Below are 23,508 nucleotides of genomic sequence, written 5' to 3' on the forward strand. Positions count from 1 at the left end.
ATGAGTATTACTTCAAGCATAGTTGACAAACTTGACGAACTCCCACCGGCGTCATCCCTCGCCCTTTACGTTAGCGTTAACACATATTTTGATGCCCTTCGCGCCATAGTTGATATATTTGCCACAAAGCACGATCTCTATGTGTTTTACATATCCTCCACCATGCCATCCAAGAACATAGTCGGCCTACTTGAAATTCTTGGTGTTGATACGTCCCGCATATTCTTCGTTGATACCATATCCCACCTGATGGCCAATGCCGGTGAGATGAGCGATCGGTTCCTATACATTGAAAGCCCAACAATGCTTGAAAATGTTATGCTCAAGATAGATTACCTGCACAGAAAATACGGTGACAAGAAGGCAATTGTCGTTCTCGACTCTGTAAATTCAATGGCAATACACAACGATTTGAAGATCCTGAGCGAGTTCTTGCACATATTTGTAACATCCCTGAGAAGTTGGGAATCCTACATGGTCATAATATCCATGAAGGAGCAGAATACCCAAGACATTGTGAGTATGATGAATCTAATATGTGATGATGCCTTTGATGCTGGAGGGGAGGGCAGATGAACGGATATGAGACCACAAGCATAGGAATAAGCACTCTTGACCGGGCCCTCATGGGTGGTGTTCCCAGGGGATACACAATCCTGCTCTACGGCTCCCCCGGATCCGGTACGGAACTATTTGCCAAGCAGTTTGCAGCCTCTGGCGCTGCCAAGGAAAACGTGATTTACTTCACGACCATTGAAAGGGATGAAGACATAATTGCAACCATGAAAGAATTTGGCTGGGATACGAATATAAAGATCATAAACATTGGAGTGGAGTACTACCACAAGGTCCTGGAAAAAGAACTGATCATAAGCAAGTACCGGGAGGAGGGAATTCCCATAAACGAGATCTTCAAGCCTGCAAGAAAGAGAGAGGAAAAGGAGGTAAACTTCCTGACCAAGGTGACCTACGAGATTTCAAAACTCAAACCTCCATTTCGAATAGTTATAGATTCTCTGGACTTCTTCCTGAACAGGTATGATAAGACCAAGGTGATCTCCTCACTTAGAACCATAAAGGCCCATGCCCAGTACTATGGGGGTGTGGTTCTCATAACCATGCTCACCCCTGGAAGCAAGGGTACCGTGTACGGAGGAATCGAGGAGATCGTTGACGTGATACTTGAGATGGAGATGAAGAGAGGAGATGAAGGATTTGAAAAATACCTGCTGATAAAGAAGGTGCGCAACCATCCTGAGAAAGTGGGTATATTCAAATACGATGTGAATGAGCAGGGAATAGTGCTTCTGAAGTGAGGAAATGGAGAGGAGTGGATTTGCCAACTTGCCCCTTCATCCAGGCCACGCACCCAGATGGCTTTTTGGCAGGATGGTCAATTTATCTAAAGAGATTGTGAGCATCATTGCTCTGGAGTATGGCACCGAGGAGGTACTGCGTAGATTTGCTGACCCCTACTGGTTTCAGGCATTCTCCTGCGTGATCGGATTTGACTGGCACTCTTCAGGCACAACAACAGTAACCATGGGTGCTTTGAAACAGGCGTTGAGAGTGGAGGATGGCCTCGTGGTGGTAGGTGGCAAGGGCCGGATATCAAGAAGCACGCCACTGGAAATTGAAAAATTTGGATATGAGATGGGACTTTCATCCCAGAAAATTGAAGAGATAAAGTACGCAAGCAAAATGGCGGCCAAGGTTGATAATACAGTGCTTCAGGATGGCTATCCACTTTACCATCACACGATGCTTCTGGACGAGCATGGAAACTGGGTGGTTATACAGCAGGGCATGAATTCAAAGAAAAAGTACGCGAGGCGCTATCACTGGCTCCACGGAATAAACAGTTATGTAAACGAACCTCGTACGGGAATAATTGCAGATTCAATAGAGGCACAGGTACTTGATATGAGCGCAAGGGTGAGCGAGGAAGCCAGAAAAATATCCGTGGATGTGGTGCGGGATAACCCAAAAAAGATAAGGAACATGATAGCTGATGCAAGTACCAAGGGACAAAAAACGCTGGACGAGTTTTCAAATGTAAAGGTGCTAACAATGCCCTGGCACATAAATTGGAATACCCTGTTCAAAGCATACGAGATTCAACCCAAAAATTACGAAGAACTCATCGGAATTAAGGGTATAGGTCCATCCACAGTTCGCGCTCTTGCTTACATAGCAGAGATCATATACGGTGCGGAAGTTTCATGGAAAGATCCTGTAAAATACTCCTTTGCCCTGGGAGGTAAGGATGGTGTACCGAAGCCCGTGGACAGAAAGACATACGATAATAGCATAGAGATCCTGCAGATGAGCATAGAGGAGGCATCCCTGGGCAGGAAGGAGAAGTTGGAGATGCTGAGAAGGTTGAGGAGGTTTGTTCCACCTTAGGCGAAAATTATAATTAACCGAGCGGAAATACCCTAAACAATGACAAAAATTTCTGATGAGGAGATAAGGAAACTCAAGTTAAAGGCAAATGAAATTCGCACATGGAGCATAAAGATGATTTACGCCGCGCAATCGGGACATCCCGGGGGCGCGCTAAGCGCCGCGGACATTTTAGCAGTGCTGTACTTCCACGAGATGCGTGTTGATCCGAACAACCCGGAGTGGGAAGATAGGGACAGATTCGTGCTGAGCAAGGGACATGCATCCGCAGCCTATTATGCGGCCCTCGCAATGCGAGGATTCTTCCCGGAGGATGAGTTGCTAAAATTCAGGCGCGTGGATTCGTTTTTACAGGGGCATCCCTCGCTGATGGTTCCCGGAGTGGACATGTGCACCGGCTCGCTGGGGCAGGGATTGAGCGCCGCCATTGGCATGGCCCTCGCCGCAAAGATGGATGGAAAAGATTATCGGGTTTACGCGATTTTGGGCGATGGGGAGATTGAGGAGGGCAACATCTGGGAGGCCGCGATGACTGCCGCAACACGAAAATTGGACAATCTGGTTGCAATAGTGGATCGCAATAAAATACAGCTGGACGATTTCACAGATACAATGGTTGCCCTTGATCCGCTGGAGGAGAAGTGGCGCGGGTTCGGATGGAGAGTAATATCCATTAACGGTCATGATATGGTGCAGATAATCCGCGCCCTGGATGAAGCGAGAGGCACGAAGGGCAGACCCACGGTGATAATTGCGCACACCGTTAAAGGCAAGGGCGTGAGCTATATGGAGAACACTGCAAAGTACCACGGCAAGCCTCCGCAGAGCGAGGAAGAGTATGAGATGGCACTTAAAGAGCTTAATGATGAGAGGCGAAGAATATGAACTGGGAATACGAGTCTCCGAGAAAAGCTTACGGAACCACGCTGGTTGAACTTGGAAAGGAGAGAGAGGATATAGTGGTCATGGATGCTGATTTGAGCACCTCTACCAAAACGGCGATGTTCGGCAAGGAATTTCCTGATAGATTCTTCAATGTGGGGTTGCAGGAGCAGAACATGATGGGCATAGCCGCCGGTCTGGCGAGAAGTGGAAAAACGGTATTTGCATCATCATTTGCAGTTTTTGCAACCGGTCGTGCCTATGATCAGATAAGGCAGAGCATCGCGTACCCGAAGCTGAACGTGAAGATTGTTGCGACGCATGGCGGCGTGACGGTGGGAGAGGACGGAGCATCGCATCAGATGATTGAGGATATAGGCTTGATGAGAGGTCTTCCAAACATGCGTGTCATTGTGCCTGTGGATTCGAACGAGGTGCGCAGCGTAATAAGATTCGTTGCCTCGAAGCCGGGACCATTCTATGTTCGGCTCACAAGAACAGCATTGCCCAATCTCACAGATGGAGAATTTGAGTTTGGAAGGGCTCGCGTTATGAGAGATGGGGAGGATGCAACGATAATTGCCACGGGTATTGAGGTATCCTATTCTCTTCTAGCCGCAGAAATCCTCAAAAAGAATGGTCTGGATGTACGTGTAATCAACATAAGCACCATTAAGCCAATAGATGTTGATACGATAGTGAAGGCAGCAAAAGAAACAGGAATGATAATGACCGTGGAGGATCACAATATTTACAACGGTCTTGGCTCAGCGGTTGCAGAGGTGCTCGTTGAGAATTACCCAGTGCCCATGAGAAGACACGGAATGATGGATGTGTTTGGAAGAAGCGGGAAATGGAACGCCCTCCTCGAATATTACGGAATGGATGATAGGGGAATAGCAAGGGAGATGCTCTCCTTCCTGAAGGAGGTGAAAGGATGAAGATATTCATAGATACTGCAAGTTTGAAGGAGATAAAAGAGGCTATTTCCTGGGGTATAGTGGATGGTGTGACCACGAATCCATCGCTTATTCGCAAGGCGGTGGAAAACGAGGCAAGGGGGAAATCGCTTGATAGTTACATCGTGGAGATTCTCAAGGTTGCGGGTCCAGATCGCCCGGTTAGCCTGGAAGTAATGGGACTCACGGCTGAGGATATGATTCGTGAGGCAGAAATTCTTTACGATAAGTTCAACTCCGTTGCAGGCAATGTTGTCATCAAGGTTCCCATCAACACCTATAGCGGGCATTACGAGGGACTCAAGACGATAAAGGCACTGAGCGAGGAAGGAATTCCTGTTAATTGCACGCTCATAATGACTCCCGAGCAGGCGCTCCTGGCAGCGAAAGCCGGAGCTAAGTATGTTAGTCCGTTTGCAGGGCGCATTGATGACTTTCTCAGGGTTAAAAAGGGCCTCAAGCCGGGTGTGGATTTCCAGAAGGGCGATTACTATCCCTGGGATGGCACTGGTGTAGACGACAATGGAATAAGGAGTGGGTCAGACCTCGTTGAAAAAGTTGTGGTTATCCTGGACCACTACAACTATGACACGGAGGTAATCGCCTCAAGCATACGCAACACCCGACAGGTTCGAGAGGTGGCGATGATTGGTGCGCATATAGCGACCATCCCCTTCAAGGTTCTGGAATCAATGCTCTTGCATCCGAAGACTGAGGAAGGAGTGAAGAAGTTCAGTGAGGATGCGGAAAAAGCAGGTTACGAAGAGGTTTTCAAGTAAATTTTAAGTTTTATCCCTTTTTAGATCTATATTGAACATTCTGAGCACAAAATCTATTTCCTCTCTACCAAATTCTCTGAGGAGATAAAGAATTCCAACATATATCATAGCAAATAGTATGAAAGAGCCAACCACAGAGTACCACGAGAGAAGAGGCACATGAGTTTTGATGATAAATATAACAAATGCAGCCACACCTCCAGCCAGAAGATGCATTAGAATATACTTTTCATATTTTACCCCGAGGATTTTATATGCTTTGTACCTGAGAAATACAAACCCTATTAGAAAAGAGAGAAGAGTCGCCAGAGCTGCTCCGGTGCTTCTCAATCCAAAAAGGGGAATACCCATTATGGATTTGGGGATAAACAGGGTGTTGAGAACGACATTCACAGATGCTTGAATAATGCCAACCTTCATCACCTCATGGGGCCGGTTTGCAGAGGTGAGTAAGGATCCATACGGTCCATTTATAACTCCAAGATATGCATATATCATCAGGATAATTAGTGGAGTGGAATATGGGATAAGAGATGAGCGAAATATATTCAAAATCTCTGGGGCCATGGCCACTGTGAACATAACAAATGGTACGGAGATCAGGGATAGATAGCGCTCTGCCTTTGAAGTGATATTGAAAAACTGATAATGATTGCTGCTCTCATAATAGGAAGATTGAGCTGGATAAAGGAAAAATGATACGGATCCTCCCAAATATGTAACAAAAAGTGCAAGTTTCTGCACGGAGAAATAGCCTCCTACCTCCGCACTATTCCAGAAAAACTGAAGCATGGTTCTGTCTGTATAGGCCTGTATAGTGCCAACAACTCCGAGGAGGGCAAGTGGTATTGCAAAGAGAATATACTCCTTCACCAAAGAGTAATGGGGTCTTTTTACAGACATGCCGTCGCCAACGGCCCAACCAATATATATGAGAAGGTTAAAAAACACCCCCATCAAATATGCATATGTAAATAGCACACCAATGTATCCTATTGGAATCACGGAATTAATCTTGTAATACACGGCAAATATTATTATTAAAATATCCTGCACCAGAACCTGCACGAATAAAGGCACAACGGATTTTCTTGCATCAAGTTTGGTCCGGTAAGTTGTTCTAAAAATATTGGCCAAGGAAGAAAGAAGCATACCGAGAATAGCTATATACACGGCCTTCTCAAGATAAGGAGACTCAAATTTATAACCGAAAAAATTACCCATAACGTAGAATCCACCGAAGGATACAACCAGGAAGATCAATCCAAGAAATCCTTTTATGAGTATATATGCCCCCATACATTCCTCTTTCTCCTTCTTCTGGGTTACCTTCTTCACATGGGCGGAATCTACTCCCAAAGATGAGATGATACTTAATATTCCGGCTATTCCCAAGGCTGAACCATAAATACCCCAGGCATACTGGCCCACAAATCTCAGGGCAAAGAAGAGGGTGATGTAACCCAAAACTCCACCAAAAACGTTGTAAGATAAAAGAAAAAGCGACTTCCTTGCGATTCCCGTATGCTCGCTCATATCTCCGCCCCTTTCAGGGCATCCTTACAGGGGCAGTTTCGCTCATCGGGAATTCTGGGTATGCCCTCTTCCAGTATTTTCTTCACCTTTTCCTCGTTCTCCTTCATCACATGCATCACTTCCTCCGTTGTCACTGGCTTCTCAGCCCATACATCGTAATCAGTTATTGTAGATATGTTCACATAGCACATCTCTAACTCACGAGCAAGCTGCACCTCAGGAACAAGCGTCATGCCAATGATATCTGCAAATTGCTTGAACATTCTGCTCTCAGCCCTGGTTGAAAATCTGGGACCCTCTATGCACACATAGGTACCCTTATCATGCACAGGATAGCCAAGACTCCTTGCCACATCTATGAATATTTTCCGCAACTCTGGGCAGAACGGATCGGCCATACTTATGTGCACAACCTTTGGGCCATCATAGAACGTGTATTCTCGCTTCTTCGTGAAATCTATGTACTGGTCCGTTATGACTATATCCCCGGGCCTGTAATCCTCACGTAGAGAGCCCACAGCACTTATTCCTATTACACGCTCAACACCCAAAGAATAGAGGGCATAGATATTGGCCCTGTAGTTAACCTTATGTGGTGGGATGTAATGTCCCTTTCCGTGTCTTGGCAAAAAGGCAACTTCCACACCATTTATCTCACCAATCTCAACATTCCCCGAGGATGGGCCATAGGGAGTGTGTATCTTCACGCTCTTCTTTGGAGTGAAAACACCGTATACGCCAGAACCACCGATTATACCAATCTTCGGCATGGTATCACCCAGGAGAGTATATGCTCAAAAGATAAAAAAATAATGGATTTAAATCAGGATTTCTGAGGCTTTGCAGAGCCATCGCTAGCCAGAAGTTTCTTTTTGAGGAATGGAACCCACAGAGTTTCTATAATCACCGTCACAAGCACTGTTATCACCGTTGCGCTGAGAATGATCTCGCCCCAGTGAATCATCTGGGGATTGTTGTACCTCAGTCCAAGCGCCAGAGGCAAACCTGCAAGGGCTGAGGGAACCACACCTCTTGGTCCTTCAAGGGCTATGAACAATGTTTTCTTCCACTTCCACTTGGGGAGTATGAGCAGAGTGGCCACAGGCCTTGCCACAAACACTATTATGAGTGCCAGTATTGTGCCGTAAAGGAGAATGCTCGGAGTTATGACACTCAACTTCAAGCTTGCTCCGAGAAGTATGAAGATGAATATAGTACCCAGCATGGCAAGTACATCGTTAAAATGCATGTGCCACCTTATGGCATGAGATATCTCAGGACTGGTGTCATGGAAGAAGTCATCATAATTCCCAAGCAGTATTCCAATAACGGTGGCCACAAGAAATCCGGAGGCATTCAGAGCCTCACCCAGAACAAAACCACCGAAGGCCAGGGTTATGGCCAGAATCTCAACATAGGGGGATTTTCTCAGTTTTACCTTCTTTATACCCTCATATCCAGCGTACGCAATTACAACACCCAGAAATATGGACATTCCAACTTGATAGAGGAAATAGATAATTGCGGCAGGATAAAGAGTAACATATGTGGCAAGTTGCTCAACAATATGCGCGCTTGGAGCCTGGGGCATAACAAAAACCAGAGCCACAGAGGTCAGTACTATGCCCAGGGGATCGTTAAATATGGATTCCGTAACTATTACCGTCTCTATATTCTTGTCAACATGATGCTGCTTGAAAAGTGGGATCAGAGTTGCCGGATCCGTTGCAGAGATTATGGACCCGAAAAGAAAACCAACGGCAAAGGGCAGATGGAAGATCATTGAGAAGGCAAAGGCAGCAATTAAAGCGGTTATGAGAAGACCAAGAGTATCAAGTATGGCTATTGTGGTAAAGTTCTTAACAAGAAGTGAGCGCCAGAGGTGATATCCCTCTGCAAATAAAATCATAAAGAGGCCAAAAACTCTGGCATACTCAAACATCCCCAGAGCCAGTTTTCTGTCAATCAGACCGAACACCGGTCCGGCAAGTATACCGAAGATTATGAGAATAGGGATGTATGAAACGTGCGTTCTTCTACTTATGAGCAGAGCAACAATTCCCAGTATGAGCACAACCAACACCACATAGGCCACAACATCCACCGTGGAATGCAACACCAGTGATATATTGAAATTCATCTTTCATCACCTACCTAAGGTGATGACATTCCCATATATAGGTATTACTAAGGCCCTACGCACTCATGTGACCATTTTCTCCTCCATCTACCCCATTCACTCTCTCCACTACCTCCCTATGCTCCCTATCTCCCCTCTTTCCCTTGATTCTACGCAACAGTTCCTTTATCGTTTCCTCTGGTCTATAGCATATGAGTTCGTCACCGGGCATGAGTTGCACCTCACCTCTTGGAGCGCCCATGTACCTCTCCCCACCCCTCACTTTCCTTATTATTCCGAGAACCAGGACACTCTCTTCGTTTAATCTCAAATCCTTCAACTTCTTATTTGCGAGCCACGAGTTTCTTCGTATCTTCGGATGGTGTAACCCTTGGACAGGCCCAGGAGGAGCTCATAATCATAGGGGTGAATTTTTGTGAATTTTCTCAGGGTTCTTTTTATTATGTATCTCAATCCTCTGGCAATCACCTTTGATCTGGCAAAGAGAAGTAGCAAGATCAGAGCGATTGCAAGGTAAATCAAACTATCCACAATGCCCGGGTATTTTTTCCCACAAAGCTCAGGAAGAGCATGGCCATCGCAGATGTTATTCCCGCACTACCCACAAACTCAATATGAGAATTATTTTTCTCCTTACAGGATGGGACATAACATACTCAGACTCGCCGGTGGTAAACCCCACGTCCGTGTAGGCACTCTGTGCCTGAAATGTGGCTACCTCCCTGGATAATCCTGTCATCTCCAATGCAACGGCACCAAATCTAACGAAGATTATTGAGAATAGAATAACAATGAGCAGAGATATGAGCGCTATCAACCCAAATCACCCTACACACATAACAGTGAGGATAATTAAATTTTGCTGAAAGTTTATTAAGGTTTAAGATGATATGCCCCTATGCGCGTGATTATCGGCATAACAGGGGCCTCCGGAGCCATTGTGGGGATAAAACTTCTGCAAAATCTCAATGCTGAAAAGTATCTGATAATCTCAGAGAATGCAAAAAAGATAATAGAGTACGAGACCTTCTACCCTCTGGACTATGTGAAATCTCTTGCCACAAAAATTTACGATAATTCCAGTATGAATGAGGACATAGCCTCCGGAACAACCAAATTTGACGCCCTTGTGATAGCCCCATGCTCCACCAGTACCCTCTCAAAAATTGCCTCAGGCATTGCAGATAACCTTATAACCCGGGTTGCATCGGTTGCCCTGAAGGAGGGGAGAAAAATAGTTCTTGTTCCCAGGGAAACTCCCCTAAGTCCAATAGTTCTTGAAAATATGCTCAAACTCTCAAAATTGGGTGTTGTTATCCTTCCCCCCGTGCCGGCATTCTACCTCAAACCAAAAAATATTGAGGATGTGGTGAACTACATAGTTGGCAAGATCCTTGACTCTCTGGGAGCTGAGCATGGGCTCTACGAGCCCTACTCCCCTCAGTAATCCAACCTATCCTTCATCTCCACATACATTTTCCATGTAAGCACGGGTTTTCTGTTGGCTAGAACATCATCCACACGCCCTATGGCTGCATTATGTGGAGCATCCTCAAGAACTTTTGGATTTTCCTCCGATTCCCTGGCTATGCGTATCAGAACATCCGCAAATCTATCAAGATTATCCTTTGTCTCCGTCTCCGTGGGCTCGATCATCAGTGCCTCGTTCACTATGAGGGGGAAGTATATAGTTGGAGCATGTATGCCAAAATCAAGGAGCCTCTTTGCAACATCAAGGGCCCGAGCGTTTTTCGGTCTAACAACAAATTCATGCTTCCTCAAACTCTTGTGCGGAAGAATGTAATGCTCTTTTATCCGCTCCTTGAGATAGTTTGAGTTGACCACCGCACGTATCGCTGCATTTTTTAGTCCTTCTCCACCCAGATGCTTTATGTATGCCCATGCCTTGACAATGACTCCAAAGTTTCCGTAGAAGGAGCGAACCTTGCCTATGCTATGCTTCACATCGTAGTCGAGATAATATTTTGAACCGTCATAGCGAACGATGGGCACAGGAAGGAAATCCACAAGTTCTCCACGAACACCCACAGGCCCACTTCCGGGGCCACCACCACCATGAGGTGTGCTGAATGTCTTGTGCAAATTGAGATGCACTATGTCAAAGCCCATGAGTCCTGGAGAGGTTATGCCCATTATTGCGTTAAGATTTGCACCGTCGTAATAAAGCAGGGCTCCGTTTTTGTGCATTATCCTTGCTATTTCCAGAATATTCTCCTCAAATATGCCCAAGGTGTTTGGGTTAGTTACCATGAATGCTGCCGTTGTATCATCCGTGGCAGCCTCCAAGGCCTCAATGTCCACCATACCTTCCTCGTTTGAAGGAATTTCAACAACATTGAATCCCGCCATAGCGGCACTTGCTGGATTTGTTCCATGCGCTGAATCTGGAATCAGAACATTGCGCCTCTTCTCCAACTCCCCGCGCAATTCATGATAGGCACGCACAATTAGCATGCCTGTGAACTCCCCGTGAGCGCCTGCGGCAGGCTGAAGGGTAAACTCATCCATATCGGTTATCTTCTTAAGCATCTCCTGCAACTCGTACATTATCTGCAATGCCCCCTGCACGGTGCTCTCGTGCTGGTAGGGATGCAGGTATGCGAACCATCTTGCGATCTCCTCATTTAGACGAGGATTGTATTTCATTGTGCATGAGCCTAGGGGGTATGTGTTTATATCCACACCGTAGTTCATCTGCGAGAGACGGGTATAGTGCCGAACCATCTCATACTCCGGTATGTTGGGAATTCTCAGTTTCTCCCTCCGTATGCTCTCAGGTAGATCAAGGGAGATTTCCCTCTCTTTCTCACTCCGCATCTCGCACAAAAGCGGCTCGTCGTACCTTGCCTGCCTGTACATTCAGACCACCTCCTTCAACGCATATACCAGTTTATCCATATCCTTCTCCGTGTGCATTTCGGTGGTTGCAAGAAGCATCGCGTTGCCAATGCCCCTGAAGCATCTTTCGTTTATTGGATATCCTCCATGCACACCCTTTTCAAGCAATTTCTCGTTGATTCTGTGGGGATTATCGGGTAAATCCAGGAGGAACTCGTTGAAATGCAGGGAATTGAAATGTGGAGCGGAGAATCCTGCAATTTTCAACTTATCCATCAATTTTCTCGCATTATCCATATTCTTCCTTGCCAGGGCCCTTAGGCCATTAGAGCCCAGATAGGCAAGGTAAAGGGTGCTGAGCAATGCGCAGAGAGCCTCGTTGGAACATATGTTGCTGGTGGCCTTTCCCCTGCGAATGTGCTGCTCCCTGGTCTGAAGGGTCATTGTGAAGGCCCTCCTTCCATTCCTATCCCTCGTCATGCCTATTAGCCTGCCAGGCATCTTGCGCACATATTTCATCTTCGTGGCGAATATCCCCAATAGCGGGCCTCCAAAGCTTATAGGATTGCCGAGAATCTGGCCCTCTCCCACAACTATATCCGCACCATACTCTCCCGGAGGTTTGAGAATACCGAGGCTTATGGGATTCACGCCCACAATGAATACCCTGTCCCCTATGACCTCCTTAACCCTCAGTGCATTCTCATCTATCACCCCGAAGAAATTGGGATTCTCCACATAAACTGCAGATACATCATCGCTCATCATCTCCCCCAGAGAATCAAGATCAACCATGCCCCTTTCGTTGAGCGGATACTTTACTATTTTCATACCCAATCCAACTATGTAATTCTTCAGCACACTCTCCTTCTCCCAGTGCAGATTCTCTGGAACGAGAATGTTCCTTTTGCGATTTATCCTGTAGGCCATCCTTGCAGCCTCACCCAAGGATGTGGAAGCATCGTACATCGAGGAATTGGCAACCTCCATGCCGGTGAGTTCCGCCATGAGGCTTTGGTATTCAAATAGAACCTGGAGCATTCCTTGGGATACCTCCGCCTGGTAAGGGGTATAGGAGGTGAGAAATTCCCCCCTTGAAGCAAGAGCCAGTATCACAGGTGGAATGTAATGAAAGTAAACGCCTGCACCCAGAAAATTGGGCATGTGGAAGAAATCCTTGTTCCTCTCCGCAATTTCTTTTGCATACCTGTAGAGTTCATACTCTTCCATACCCTCTATATCTATGCCATCCTTTCTGGCCTCCTCTGGAATGTCCTCAAAGAGAGCCTCCCAAGAATCAAGGCCCATATACTTTAGCATCTCCTCAATATCCCTATCCATGAAAATGGGAATTGCTTAACCTACCATAAATATTTCTTTTTGTGGGGCAAAGGTAAAATAAGAGGGCTCAATAAATCCTTTGTGAGCGTTGAAGGAATGAAAAGGGTCCTGAGCAACGGCGATTTTTTGAAACTCTGGATCGGTCAGGTGGTTTCAAACATTGGAGATGAGGTTGCATTTATAGGCCTTGCGGCCCTCATAGTTTTCAGGTGGAATGGCACCGCCACGGATGTTTCCCTGTTCTTCATCTTTGCCTCTCTCCCGGTTCTCATTTTTGGACCTATCGCTGGAGTTTTTGTTGATAGGTGGAAGAGAAAAACCACCATGATCTGGGCCGATATAATTCGCAGCGTGATAGCCCTGGGCTTCATATTCTCCACCCAACTGTGGCATCTCCTAATCCTAATTTTTCTCCTCTCAACAGTGTCAAGGTTCTTCTATCCTGCCAGAAATGCACTCATACCAAACATCGTCAATGAGGAGAAACTAATTGAGGCAAATTCCCTATCTCAGATGACATACATGCTTGCAGTTGTCATAGGCCCTGGCCTGGGTGCAGCCTTGGTAGCCCTCCTTGGTTACACAACCACATTCATTTTTGATTCCGCATCCTATCTGTTTTCAGCCCTTATGATATTCCTCATAGGGCATAAGGAAAGGATTGTGAGGGGAGGAAAAAAGGCCCTTAACGAGATGGTTGAGGGATTCAAATACATGGCAAAAAATAGAATAGTTAGACTCCTCGTGACCCTATTCGGGCTAATAATGCTGGTGGTAGGTGGGCTCAATGTGATTTACACCCTCTACATAAGGGATGTTTTGCACATGAACATTGTGGGCCTGGGAATTTTGGAGACCTCATTCGGTATCGGTGCGATTATTGGTTCCATTCTCGTCGGATTCGTAGCGGGGAAAATGAAGAATGTCCACATGATCGGCGTGGGAGTGATCCTGATAGGATTTTTAATCTCTCTTATGGCAGCACTTCCATTTTTCCTCATGGCTTTGCTGGTGGCCTTTGGAATAGGGGCAATGAACTCACTGCTCTCAAGCCCATCCAATGCCATACTTCAGAAGGCCATTGAAGACAAGTACAGGGGCAAGGTCTTCGGTGCCCAGGGTGCCGTAATTCAGGGTGCGGCCCTGATCTCCATGGGTATGATGGGCCTCCTGATCTCCATTTTCGGAATTATCAATATACTCATATTCTCCGGGATATATGTCACTGCCATAGGAACATATCTGCTCCTAAACAAAAAGGCGGAAAAACTCATGGATATTGTGGATTGAAAAACTCAATTTTAGTATCCCTGAGCGTTGGCCTCAGTCTTCTTGCAATATCAATTTCATCCAAATCCACATCCACAATGCCTATGCTCTCTTCAAAATATGGGGCTTTGTAGAGCAACTTTCCCCTGGGAGAGTAGAGCATTGAGCCACCCCAGAACTCCATGGTGCGCTGCAATCCAGCCCAGTTCACATAGGTGAAGAAAACCGTGTCCTCTATGGCCCTTGCAGGGATTATGTCCTCAAACATGGCCCTAGAGGTTATGGGGCTTGCGGATATGTTCACTATTATATTCGCTCCTTGGAGTGCCTGAATCTTCGCCACCTCAGGGAAGAATGCATCGTAGCAAATCTGAACGCCGATCTTTCCAAATTTCGTATCGATCACCATGGGCTCTGAGCCTGATTTGAAGTACAGTTTCTCCTCAAATGGACCAAAATTTGGAAGATAAATCTTCCTGGCCACATCCACATCTCCATCGTGCACAATGGCTGCAGAGTTGTATATGTGATCATCCTTCTCAGGAAATCCAAATATTATGATCCTATCCTCGGATGCCTCTCTGATTTTTGAGAAGATTTCATCATCCACGCCCAGGGCACTTTCAACAATCCTATCGCGGATGAGGTATCCCGTAAGGTACAATTCTGGAAATATGTAAATATCAGCCCTATTTGAGTTTACAATTTTCAGCAATCTGCTCAAATTCTTTCGCGTATCAAATTCTGGCCTCATCTGGGCAAGGAGAATCTTCATCCCATCATCTCCCTGATGTTGGCCTCAAATTTCTCCTTGTTCACCACATACCTGTAATGCTTGCCCTCTGCAATCTTGCCCGTGGAATCCCAAGCCTCAACCTCAAATTCCAGTTTTGGCCCTTCAACTTTTATCAGTTTCGCCCATGCTTTCACATGATCTCCGATGGGTGTGGCCTTCATGTGCTTTATGCATATTCCCGTACCCACAGTTGTGTGGGCATCATCGAGATAGCCTGCCACGCACCTCAAAGCCGCAATTTCCAGGGTTTGAACAAGGGACGGAGTGGAGAAGACGAGCACATTCAGTCCTATCTGCCTCGCCGTAAGTTCCTCCGTAACCTCAATTTCGTACTCGTATTCCACATTCTCAGGTATTTCCATAGGGGGGCATGGATTTGAAGATTAAAAACATTTAACAGCAAAAGTATTATTTATTCGCCTTCCATTTTCCAACCATGCCAACCATAGTTGAGAAAATTTTACAGGCGCACACTGAGGAGAAGGTTGAGCCGGGAAAAATCGTGTGGATTGACCTTGATATCATAACTGCCAGGGAGTTCGGCGGTCCAAATGTTGTGAAGCATCTTCGCAAGCACTTCTCCGGAAATTATGTGGCAAAACCCCAGAGCACTTTCTTCACCTTTGATTTGAGCGTACCTGCCAAAACCCTGAAATATGCCCTTGCCCAGGACATTTGCAGAAAATTTGCCAAGGAGGCGGGCATAAGGGTGTTTGACATAAATCAGGGGATCGGAACACATGTGCTCATAGATAGGGGAGTTGTGAAACCAGGAATGACTGCAGTGGGCACTGATTCACATTACAACATCCTTGGTGCTGTGGGTGTCTTTGGCCAGGGAATGGGCGATAAAGACATAGCCTTCGCCTTCAAAACTGGCAAAACATGGTTTGAGGTACCGAACACCATGAAAATCGTGGTTGAGGGAAAATACTCCTGGCCAGCCGTGGCAAGGGACCTCACCTTCGCGGTTATGAGGGAACTAGGTCCAGCAGGGGCTCTGGGAAGAGCTATAGAGTATTATGGTGGGGCAATTGATGCGCTGAGCATTGATGGCCGCATAACTCTGGCATCCCAGACAACTGAAATGGGTGGAATAGTGGGATTTACACCCATGGATACAAAGTTGAAGGCATTTTACGATGCAAAGGGCATGGATTTCAAGCCCATTCAAGCGGATAAGGATGCAGAGTATGTGGAGGAGGTGCACATAGATGTGAACAATCTCGAGCCGCTCATGGCCGCACCTCCAAACCCCTGCAATGTTAAGCCATTGAGTGAGTTTGAAGGCATGGAAATTGATGGTGCGTTTATAGGCTCATGCACCAATGGCCGATATGAGGATCTCGTGGCGGCCGCAAAGGTTCTGAAAGGAAAGAAGGTGAAGGTTCCTCTCACCATAACCCCAACCACCAGAGAAATCTGGCTAAGACTGATGAGAGAAGGGATATGGGAGATATTCGCAGAGGCTGGAGCTGTGCTCACAAATCCCGGATGCGGTGGATGTGCGGAGGGTATGGCTGGACTCATTGGAGATGAAGTTTACCTAAGCACCACAAATCGTAATTACCCAGGAAAGCAGGGGCCTGGCAAATTGTACCTCGTATCTCCTGTCATAGCAGCGGCCAGCGCCGTGGCTGGAAAGGTCACCATACCAAAATAATGAGAAATTCAGAGTCCGACCCATTCGCAGGGTCTGTAAGCCTTGGAAACCACATGGGTCACCGTTGATATAACTCCCTCCATCTTTAATTTTCTATCTGTGAACTCCTGCAACTCCTTCATGCTCAAAAACAGGCATTCGCACAGCAAATCGTACTCTCCAAGAATCCTGTATAGGGTTATCAGTCTGTTCTCCTTCATGAGCTCCTCCGCAAGTTCATCGATATGCCTCTTATCCACCTTTATGTAAACGAAGGCCTTTATGCTGTTCTCAACCGCATGACAGTCCACAAGGGCCGCATAACCCTTTATTATTCCCTTCTCCTCCAAAATCTTTATTCTGCGTCTCACCGTTGCCTCGCTAACTCCCAGATTCTTGGCAAGTTCAAGATTCGATATCCTGGCATTCTCCCTTAGGGCACAGAGGATTGATAGATCAAGATCATCCACGGGCACAAGCGTTCTATCAAGCGATTTCCATCTTGCTATCAAATTGCATCTTAATGGCTCCATGATACCACCTTTCGTAAAGATAATAACGCTTTTCGTATTTAAATTTTTCAATTCATTAATCCGAGTTTATGATTTTTAAATTTTTGACCTCAACAACCCTGATTTTTCCTGGAGGAAGCAAACGAAGGGCCTCATCTACGGAAACACCAAATTCGGAGGATACCTTCTTGGCAAAATCGTTCTTCTTCAAATCTCCCGGCTCTATTATCGCGTATCTCTCACTCTTTGCAGATACCGATGATACGGGACCGCACATGAGAATCTTAACCCCCTGATACTCAATCTCACCCACAGCCAGACGCAAAGGAACCTTGTGGATGTAATTTCTCCTGCCATGTACAACCCAGGCACCGCGGGCAACGTACTCTCCGCTCTCTCCCATCTTGCTAACTTGCGAAGGATAGACCCAGTACGCGCTGAGATTTCCAAATCCCGCATTCCAGGCCTTGCTCATACTCACAGCAAACTGGGCCGCCTCGTAAAGGGTTTTCTCTCCTATCTCCTTCCCTTCGGATTTGATCACCACACTCGGAGCGCCATGGATATCGGCATGCATGTAAAGGTCCTTATCACCCAGATGCTTTTTTACAACCTCCTCATTGGTCTTGGCATCCCTTCCTGCAATCACCAGTATGTCCTCTGAGCTTATGAACCACCTGTACTTCTCAAACCAGAACCTGCGCCTAGATTTTCTTATCTCCCTCTTTTTCTTCTCTTCCATTTTCTTGACACTCTTGAGTTCCTCCTTCGCCTTTTCAAGGGCCTGCTGGGCCCCCTTTATCTTTTCCCTCATCTTCTTTGCCTTCTCGTAGTACAGGCTCGCATTTTCACCAACACTTTTGTCAACGCGGAGTTCAACAGGAACGCCTTCAATATCAAGCACCATGGTCTTTCCCCTTGCCCTGTAGGAAATCTCAGCCCCCTTAGCCTCACTCAAGGCACGCTCAACATCCCCAAAATGTGCGTATATCAGCTCACCAATCTTCCTACTTCTTTCCTCTTCCCGTGTGAATTTTTCGATGGTTTCCTCAATCTCCCTTATCCTGCGCTTTATCCTCAGAACCTCGGGGCTCTCAACAGCACGCTCGCTCTTCAGATAGTTCACAAGGGCCTCGTTGAAAGTGTCAAATCTCGCTATGGAAGACGGGTACATCTTAAGCGGAATGGGTGAGAAGAAATCCTCATAGAGAAATCCCCCTTCAAAATTGAAGAGTTCCAATATGGCCATTTTGAGATTTTCGCACTCAGATTTTTCAAGGGTTCTGGCACTCTTTTCCACATCGGCACGCAGGCATGCCTCCTCCGCGTACCTTCCGAGGTTGAATCTCCTCGCCACGGTCCTAACAACATCGTACTTTGAATTCTCAATCTCATCACACAGGAGATCGATATCCCGAAGGGGATGCAGTGCCTGTGGAGGTGGTGTGTAATTCTCGTCCCGCATAACCCTGCGATGCCTCCACTCTCTCTCCACAAAGGCCCTCTCAATTATTCCGTCCTTCACAACAACAACATTTCCATCGCCAAAAAGTTCCAGAACCAGTTGATAACCATCCTGGGTTTCAAAAACAACTATCCTATCAAAATTCAACTGGTAAAATCGGAGTATCTTCCTTCCCGAAAACCTCTTGCGCAGGAACATGACGAACATGCTCGGCTCCATGGGTGTCTCCCTGCCCTGAAAAAATATCCAGCCCCGTAGATTCACATAAAGCGGACGGGTCTCACCCTTGTAAATTTTAAAAAGAAACTCCCTCTCACCCACCTGATATATTTTCTTGAAGAATCCACCCTCTATCTTCTCTCTATTCTCCTCAATCCACGCATGAATGTCCAGGGAGAGCATTGCATCCTTCACACTGGCAAAATGGATTCATACCTAAATAATTTTAGCTCAAAACCATAAGGATGTTAAAAAGTACAAAATGCTGATAAGGCTATTCAGTTAGAGGTAAATAAAACTCTCCATCTGTCCAACTCTCCTCATCACTCCTTGCAGCACTTATCAATATTCTGTTATCACCGTAGAGATGGAAAATCATAGTGCTTGTAGAACGCTTGATTAACTATAATGAGCAATTGAACCATTCAAATCTTCTCATCAACCATATAATAAAGAGTATAAACCATATTAATATGATTGAGGATAGCCCATGTATAAGCATTTAATTTCGGGCATCCCAAACTTTCTTTATAAATAAAAGAGAGATGTAAAGATAGGGTGTAAATATCAAAAGAAGCAACCATATTATATTCATTACCATTGGAGAGGTATTATTTAGATTACTATCTACTGCGGGAGCAAACACGCCAACAGAGAAGGCATAAATAGAATAAAGAACAAAGTATACACTATACCCTATCAATAAAATACCACTTGTTTTTTCCTTGGTGTTTGTGTCTGATGCGTAAAAGCAGAAGCCCATAATATACAAAATGGATATATTTATAAACCAAAATATTAAGATGCCATTTGAAAATTCGATGATACATAACGAATAATAGGCAAAACACCAATCCAAGAAATAAATTAAAAATAAAAAAGATGCTGCAAGAGTTGCTACAATGTACCACCTATATTTTTCTGCAATCATTTTCATCCCTCTATAAGTATATTTTTTCTGGATTTGATCCGCTATGGACAATCATGGGATAAGAGTAATGCTCATCATAATACTCCCCGTTATTGTGTTCTGCATAGTCTCCTTTCTGGTACATATATGATATTGATTTGGGATCGCCTATATTACCCATACTCAATATAAAACCATTATATGTTGGGAAGAACAACTGACCATTTTCATATAACTTTTTCATTCTTCCCTGATAAATAAAGGCAAAATGCTCATAAGGAGTTTGAAGCCATATGCCAAAGACCTGAAATGCATCCTCTGTCCACGCCTCATGCGTACTATCCGCCGCACTTATCAGTATCCTGTTCTCTCCGGAGAGATGCGACTTCATTGTACCGCTGTAGCAGGCTTGATTTACAACGATCAGAACTGCGTACTTCCTATTAGCATTGTTACCAAATGTTGTGTTTATATAATTCCCAAAGTCAGAATAAGATACACTCTCTCCCTGCCATCCAGGATGGCCCTCTGATGTCTGGGCATCAGCATTGCTTCTTATTCCAAATCCTCCCGGTCCACCATGGGTAACAATTGTAATGAACAAAGAATCATGTACTGTGATCTTTGATGCTATATCATCCAGCGCATCTTTAATGTCGTATTTATTGGGAACATCCCACATCGCCTCTCCGTCAACTATGCTCTCCGTGGTTTTATCATGTCCTCTCCAGCCCCAGCTACCATCATATTTGGGATACCACCTTGATGACATAAGATATACATTGTCTGGAGAGTAGTGGTAATCGTTCACCAATTTATTGTACATTGCCTTTCCGTCGTTCCAGAAAGCTGGCACACGCGAATACCTATGCACATCATACAGAAAATACCAATCCTGGTTCTCCATTATTCCATCCCCCCACGGGCACTATATGCCAGTTGAATTGTTGATCTTCCACATAAACAATGTTGAACGGAGATATGCCTTTGTAAGAGAAATATGCATTTATATTTAACTTAATCTCAAAAATGTGCGCTTTGGTGGCATTCACATATGAGAATTCAAAATCTCCTTCAACGGAAGATTCAGGAATTTGATGCATTTCTCTATGGGGTATTGCGTATATGATGTAATTTTCCGTTATGATTCTTAATTCTTCATCTTCAGAATATTCAGCACCTCTTATGATGAAAAGTACATAGAGATATTGCTCATCGTACTTTAAAGCGAGAGTGATATTCACTGGGCCATTGGTTATAGGTGCATATGGCCCACCATTTTTCCAGGATTGATTGTAAATATTTGCGTCGTTCCATTCTTCAGGATCTACTTTTCCGTCAATAACAGGCGCCTTTTTTGCGTGGCTTGCTTTTAACGGTGATAGTGCTTCCATACTTACGATGTTTGAATCTGTTGTCTCGTATGGAAGTTTTGGATGATATGGATTGTTTGCACTCTTGTATCGGGCAAACAACTCAAATTTTCCAGTAGGTAGTTTTAAAATCTTCTTACCATTTTTCACATTCTGGAAAGAATAGAGGTTATCCGTATGCGTCCAGTTTTTCTCGGGTGAGAGAGGTAATGCAGTGCAGTTGGAAGGGGGCCTGTATAATTCCAAAGTGGTACCATTTGGGTACTGGAGGATGTATGTATATGCCACATTGGGCATAGGAATTGACTTGTTTCCTTTGTTGAATATTGTAATGGTAACATTAAAATTTGTCTGATTGACAAGAATGCGTATCTCCAGATCTCTTTTTTCATTGGGAATTTCTGATGTGGTGATTTCATAGTAGGATAGGACGCCCACCAAAAGAAGAAGAATTACTATACTTATTGCTATCATGCCCTTTTTCATTCTCCTCACCTCACAGATAGGTATGGGCAGCTAAGTATCCGTCACTACTCTCTTCATGTGGGTTATATGACTCATCACCGTACCATGAACCAGAATATCCATTATCAGGATTATCTTCTAATAGGGCATGCTGGTGAGTGGATAGCTCATTATATGCCCTATACGCCGCATAATAATAAGCTTCCTCAAAAGATACAAACCCATCTCCATTCCCATGAGAGTCTGTAGTATATGGATCTCCATCGGGGTTTGGTAAATCGCCATATCCTAATAAACCATCTCTAAATAATTCACCCCAACCATTGTCCTCCTCAACGTATTTAGTGGATGTCAATATTACTCTATTCTCTCTACTTAAATAAGAGATAATTCCTCCACTAAAACAAGGATGGAAAGCCAATACCATTCTCTTTGCCGTTATGTTGTCCACAAGTTCCGCTATTTTCTTAAACGAAATAGTTATTGTATTATGGTAATCAATTAAAAAAGAGTGTTCTGGAGGAGAAACACCATGTCCAACCCAAAACAAGAATAAAAAATCATGAGTAGTCATCTTCCTCGATAGGGTATTGAATGCTGAAGTGATATTATCTAGCGTTGTATTCATATCTACTTTCTCCCTTCCCGCATCCCCGTATCCAAGATAATATATATATTATATATATATTATATATTCTCATCTTTATAACCTATATTAACTAAGTAGTTATAAATACTATCACAAAGATTTTGATACCACTTTTTATTTAATTGGGCAGGATCTCCATATATTATAACCGCGTATCTTTTATTGTAGTTCCTTGGCTCTTGCCATCCACCATAGTATATTCCATAAACAACTTCATAATAATCACTCATCTCATCCCCATCCGAGTCCCATGCATACGCATAGGTCCCATAGTACCCAATCTCCTGCTTATCTGTTAGGCCATCATTGTCCGTATCCTCATCCCTCGGATTCGTGCCATGTTCATATTCTTCCTTATCATTCACTCCATCATTGTCCGTATCCACAAAATGAGGATCTGAAGTGACGAGAATGTGATGCCAATTATCGCCCGAGGTGCATACCCATATGTACCATCCTGCCTCTTCCAGGGAATCTGATAATCCATCTCCATCTGTATCGTCATTGCTTCCTCCACCGCCACCATGGTCTATCACAGGCGGGTTGTAATCCATAACCTGTGCATCTCCATAATCCTTCTCATCTCCCACTATATCCATATTCACATCTTCATACACGCTTATCTTCAATTCTCTGAACCTGAACTTGCTCCGCTCCCAGTTCAGCCCGAATAAAATATCTCCATCTCTCCACACCTTCACCATATCCTGCCCATCCTCAAATTTTCTCTCTCCTCGCACAGTGCCATTATAAATCCCCGTTCTACCGTGCCCCTCCCTGTAAGGCACCCTCGTATAGCCCGTTCCATTATCTATGACCTCAAACCAGTTGCTCCCTATGCCCTCGTATCTCCACACTACCCTGTACTCAACACTCCTGTTGAAATGCAGGGTGAAAAGTGGATATAAAGGTGCACCTTCCTTAACCACGCTTCTCTGATAATACTCCAGAGTACCGCGAACTTCTATTTTTCCTCTATGCACAAATCCTATAGAAAGCACATGCCACCCGTTGTGGATGCTGCTCTCCATAAATCTCTTCTCAAATCCCATCTCTCTCCATCCTTTCCCGCTCTTTATCTCCACCACGGGATAGACCCTCTCTACCAATGTTCTGTGCGTATGGATCTCTTTTATTACAGCATAATTTCTCTTTATCTTAACCATTATGTCCCCGTTGCTAAACACCTTGCCCACAAAATACCCATGCATGTCCTCTGAATTCCTTGAGTCTTTACCCATTACCCCCCACTCCGCTCAGAAGGATGAGCATTACTACACCTGCTATTATTAATCCTTTAAACATA

The 23,508-nt window shown here is 45.0% G+C and carries 26 protein-coding genes; 9 read left to right on the forward strand and 17 right to left on the reverse strand.

Annotated features, from left to right (window positions below):
• From ACIM339_RS01685 to ACIM339_RS01710, 6 genes are read left to right on the forward strand one after another with little or no spacing between them, the layout of a single operon-like run.
• Nucleotides 1-576, forward strand: coding sequence for a hypothetical protein (locus tag ACIM339_RS01685; protein WP_015282864.1), 576 nt, complete (start codon nucleotides 1-3; stop codon nucleotides 574-576).
• Complete coding sequence (locus ACIM339_RS01690; RefSeq protein WP_015282865.1) at nucleotides 573-1,316, forward strand: ATPase domain-containing protein; 744 nt, start codon at nucleotides 573-575, stop codon at nucleotides 1,314-1,316. The genes ACIM339_RS01685 and ACIM339_RS01690 overlap by 4 nt, the downstream gene beginning before the upstream one ends.
• Before the next feature lie 4 nt (nucleotides 1,317-1,320).
• Nucleotides 1,321-2,406 (forward strand): DUF763 domain-containing protein, encoded by a 1,086-nt coding sequence (locus ACIM339_RS01695; RefSeq protein WP_015282866.1) that lies wholly within the window; start codon nucleotides 1,321-1,323, stop codon nucleotides 2,404-2,406.
• A gap of 39 nt (nucleotides 2,407-2,445) precedes the next feature.
• Nucleotides 2,446-3,291 carry a transketolase gene (locus ACIM339_RS01700; RefSeq protein WP_015282867.1) on the forward strand — a complete coding sequence of 282 codons (846 nt, stop codon included), beginning with the start codon at nucleotides 2,446-2,448 and terminating at the stop codon, nucleotides 3,289-3,291.
• On the forward strand, nucleotides 3,288-4,229 hold the full coding sequence (locus ACIM339_RS01705) for a transketolase family protein (protein ID WP_015282868.1): 942 nt from the start codon (nucleotides 3,288-3,290) through the stop codon (nucleotides 4,227-4,229). Before ACIM339_RS01700 ends, ACIM339_RS01705 begins: the two co-directional genes overlap by 4 nt.
• Nucleotides 4,226-5,026: a transaldolase family protein gene (locus ACIM339_RS01710; RefSeq protein ID WP_015282869.1), complete on the forward strand. Its 801-nt coding sequence runs from the start codon at nucleotides 4,226-4,228 to the stop codon at nucleotides 5,024-5,026. Before ACIM339_RS01705 ends, ACIM339_RS01710 begins: the two co-directional genes overlap by 4 nt.
• 3 nt (nucleotides 5,027-5,029) lie before the next feature.
• On the opposite strand, the gene ACIM339_RS01715 is transcribed toward ACIM339_RS01710, so the two are convergent.
• The 6 genes from ACIM339_RS01715 to ACIM339_RS08060 are packed head-to-tail and all read right to left on the reverse strand — an operon-like array spanning nucleotide 5,030 to nucleotide 9,519.
• Entirely contained in the window at nucleotides 5,030-6,562 is a 1,533-nt protein-coding gene (locus ACIM339_RS01715) for a polysaccharide biosynthesis C-terminal domain-containing protein (RefSeq protein ID WP_015282870.1), read from the reverse strand.
• A complete protein-coding gene (locus tag ACIM339_RS01720) occupies nucleotides 6,559-7,332 on the reverse strand; it encodes an S-methyl-5'-thioadenosine phosphorylase (RefSeq protein ID WP_015282871.1) in 774 nt (257 codons plus the stop codon). Before ACIM339_RS01720 ends, ACIM339_RS01715 begins: the two co-directional genes overlap by 4 nt.
• 53 nt (nucleotides 7,333-7,385) lie before the next feature.
• Nucleotides 7,386-8,702, reverse strand: coding sequence for a sodium:proton antiporter (locus tag ACIM339_RS01725; protein WP_015282872.1), 1,317 nt, complete (start codon nucleotides 8,700-8,702; stop codon nucleotides 7,386-7,388).
• Between the two features lie 55 nt (nucleotides 8,703-8,757).
• Nucleotides 8,758-9,012: a hypothetical protein gene (locus ACIM339_RS08050; protein ID WP_337954336.1), complete on the reverse strand. Its 255-nt coding sequence runs from the start codon at nucleotides 9,010-9,012 to the stop codon at nucleotides 8,758-8,760.
• 5 nt (nucleotides 9,013-9,017) lie between these two features.
• Nucleotides 9,018-9,233: a hypothetical protein gene (locus ACIM339_RS08055; protein WP_337954337.1), complete on the reverse strand. Its 216-nt coding sequence runs from the start codon at nucleotides 9,231-9,233 to the stop codon at nucleotides 9,018-9,020.
• Between the two features lie 55 nt (nucleotides 9,234-9,288).
• Nucleotides 9,289-9,519, reverse strand: coding sequence for a hypothetical protein (locus ACIM339_RS08060; protein WP_337954338.1), 231 nt, complete (start codon nucleotides 9,517-9,519; stop codon nucleotides 9,289-9,291).
• Between the two features lie 81 nt (nucleotides 9,520-9,600).
• Between ACIM339_RS08060 and ACIM339_RS01735 the strand changes: the two genes are divergently transcribed.
• Nucleotides 9,601-10,149, forward strand: a complete 549-nt coding sequence (locus tag ACIM339_RS01735; RefSeq protein ID WP_015282873.1) for a UbiX family flavin prenyltransferase — start codon at nucleotides 9,601-9,603, stop codon at nucleotides 10,147-10,149.
• Here ACIM339_RS01735 and gcvPB read toward each other — a convergent pair.
• Together gcvPB and gcvPA are read right to left on the reverse strand one after the other, a co-directional pair.
• Nucleotides 10,143-11,582, reverse strand: a complete 1,440-nt coding sequence (gene gcvPB / locus ACIM339_RS01740) for an aminomethyl-transferring glycine dehydrogenase subunit GcvPB (RefSeq protein ID WP_015282874.1) — start codon at nucleotides 11,580-11,582, stop codon at nucleotides 10,143-10,145. The genes ACIM339_RS01735 and gcvPB overlap by 7 nt on opposite strands.
• Nucleotides 11,583-12,902 (reverse strand): aminomethyl-transferring glycine dehydrogenase subunit GcvPA, encoded by a 1,320-nt coding sequence (gene gcvPA, locus ACIM339_RS01745; RefSeq protein WP_015282875.1) that lies wholly within the window; start codon nucleotides 12,900-12,902, stop codon nucleotides 11,583-11,585.
• Between the two features lie 81 nt (nucleotides 12,903-12,983).
• Here gcvPA and ACIM339_RS01750 point away from each other — a divergent pair, with 81 nt between their 5' ends.
• Complete coding sequence (locus ACIM339_RS01750) at nucleotides 12,984-14,192, forward strand: MFS transporter (protein ID WP_337954339.1); 1,209 nt, start codon at nucleotides 12,984-12,986, stop codon at nucleotides 14,190-14,192.
• Here the strand turns inward: ACIM339_RS01750 and ACIM339_RS01755 are convergent.
• Nucleotides 14,173-14,946, reverse strand: a complete 774-nt coding sequence (locus tag ACIM339_RS01755) for a carbon-nitrogen hydrolase family protein (protein WP_015282877.1) — start codon at nucleotides 14,944-14,946, stop codon at nucleotides 14,173-14,175. The genes ACIM339_RS01750 and ACIM339_RS01755 overlap by 20 nt on opposite strands.
• Nucleotides 14,943-15,329 (reverse strand): thioesterase family protein, encoded by a 387-nt coding sequence (locus ACIM339_RS01760; RefSeq protein ID WP_015282878.1) that lies wholly within the window; start codon nucleotides 15,327-15,329, stop codon nucleotides 14,943-14,945. Before ACIM339_RS01760 ends, ACIM339_RS01755 begins: the two co-directional genes overlap by 4 nt.
• Before the next feature lie 74 nt (nucleotides 15,330-15,403).
• On the opposite strand from ACIM339_RS01760, the gene ACIM339_RS01765 reads away from it, so the two are divergent.
• Nucleotides 15,404-16,630, forward strand: coding sequence for an aconitase/3-isopropylmalate dehydratase large subunit family protein (locus ACIM339_RS01765; RefSeq protein WP_015282879.1), 1,227 nt, complete (start codon nucleotides 15,404-15,406; stop codon nucleotides 16,628-16,630).
• An 8-nt stretch (nucleotides 16,631-16,638) separates the two neighbouring features.
• Here ACIM339_RS01765 and ACIM339_RS01770 read toward each other — a convergent pair whose 3' ends face one another.
• From ACIM339_RS01770 to ACIM339_RS01800, 7 genes are all read right to left on the reverse strand, one after another.
• On the reverse strand, nucleotides 16,639-17,142 hold the full coding sequence (locus ACIM339_RS01770; RefSeq protein WP_015282880.1) for an Lrp/AsnC family transcriptional regulator: 504 nt from the start codon (nucleotides 17,140-17,142) through the stop codon (nucleotides 16,639-16,641).
• Between the two features lie 55 nt (nucleotides 17,143-17,197).
• Nucleotides 17,198-19,000 (reverse strand): ribosome rescue protein RqcH, encoded by a 1,803-nt coding sequence (gene rqcH, locus ACIM339_RS01775; protein WP_337954340.1) that lies wholly within the window; start codon nucleotides 18,998-19,000, stop codon nucleotides 17,198-17,200.
• A gap of 307 nt (nucleotides 19,001-19,307) precedes the next feature.
• Nucleotides 19,308-19,736 carry a hypothetical protein gene (locus ACIM339_RS01780; RefSeq protein ID WP_015282882.1) on the reverse strand — a complete coding sequence of 143 codons (429 nt, stop codon included), beginning with the start codon at nucleotides 19,734-19,736 and terminating at the stop codon, nucleotides 19,308-19,310.
• A gap of 10 nt (nucleotides 19,737-19,746) precedes the next feature.
• The gene (locus tag ACIM339_RS01785; protein WP_015282883.1) at nucleotides 19,747-20,622 is read right to left on the reverse strand and encodes a caspase family protein; all 876 of its coding nucleotides are present in this window, start codon (nucleotides 20,620-20,622) and stop codon (nucleotides 19,747-19,749) included.
• On the reverse strand, nucleotides 20,591-21,574 hold the full coding sequence (locus tag ACIM339_RS01790; protein WP_015282884.1) for a hypothetical protein: 984 nt from the start codon (nucleotides 21,572-21,574) through the stop codon (nucleotides 20,591-20,593). The genes ACIM339_RS01785 and ACIM339_RS01790 overlap by 32 nt, the downstream gene beginning before the upstream one ends.
• A gap of 10 nt (nucleotides 21,575-21,584) precedes the next feature.
• Complete coding sequence (locus ACIM339_RS01795; RefSeq protein WP_015282885.1) at nucleotides 21,585-22,181, reverse strand: caspase family protein; 597 nt, start codon at nucleotides 22,179-22,181, stop codon at nucleotides 21,585-21,587.
• A gap of 59 nt (nucleotides 22,182-22,240) precedes the next feature.
• Complete coding sequence (locus ACIM339_RS01800; protein ID WP_015282886.1) at nucleotides 22,241-23,443, reverse strand: thrombospondin type 3 repeat-containing protein; 1,203 nt, start codon at nucleotides 23,441-23,443, stop codon at nucleotides 22,241-22,243.
• Nucleotides 23,444-23,508 lie beyond the last annotated feature (65 nt).

This window comes from Aciduliprofundum sp. MAR08-339 (assembly GCF_000327505.1).
Taxonomy (GTDB): Archaea; Thermoplasmatota; Thermoplasmata; order Thermoplasmatales; family Aciduliprofundaceae; genus Aciduliprofundum.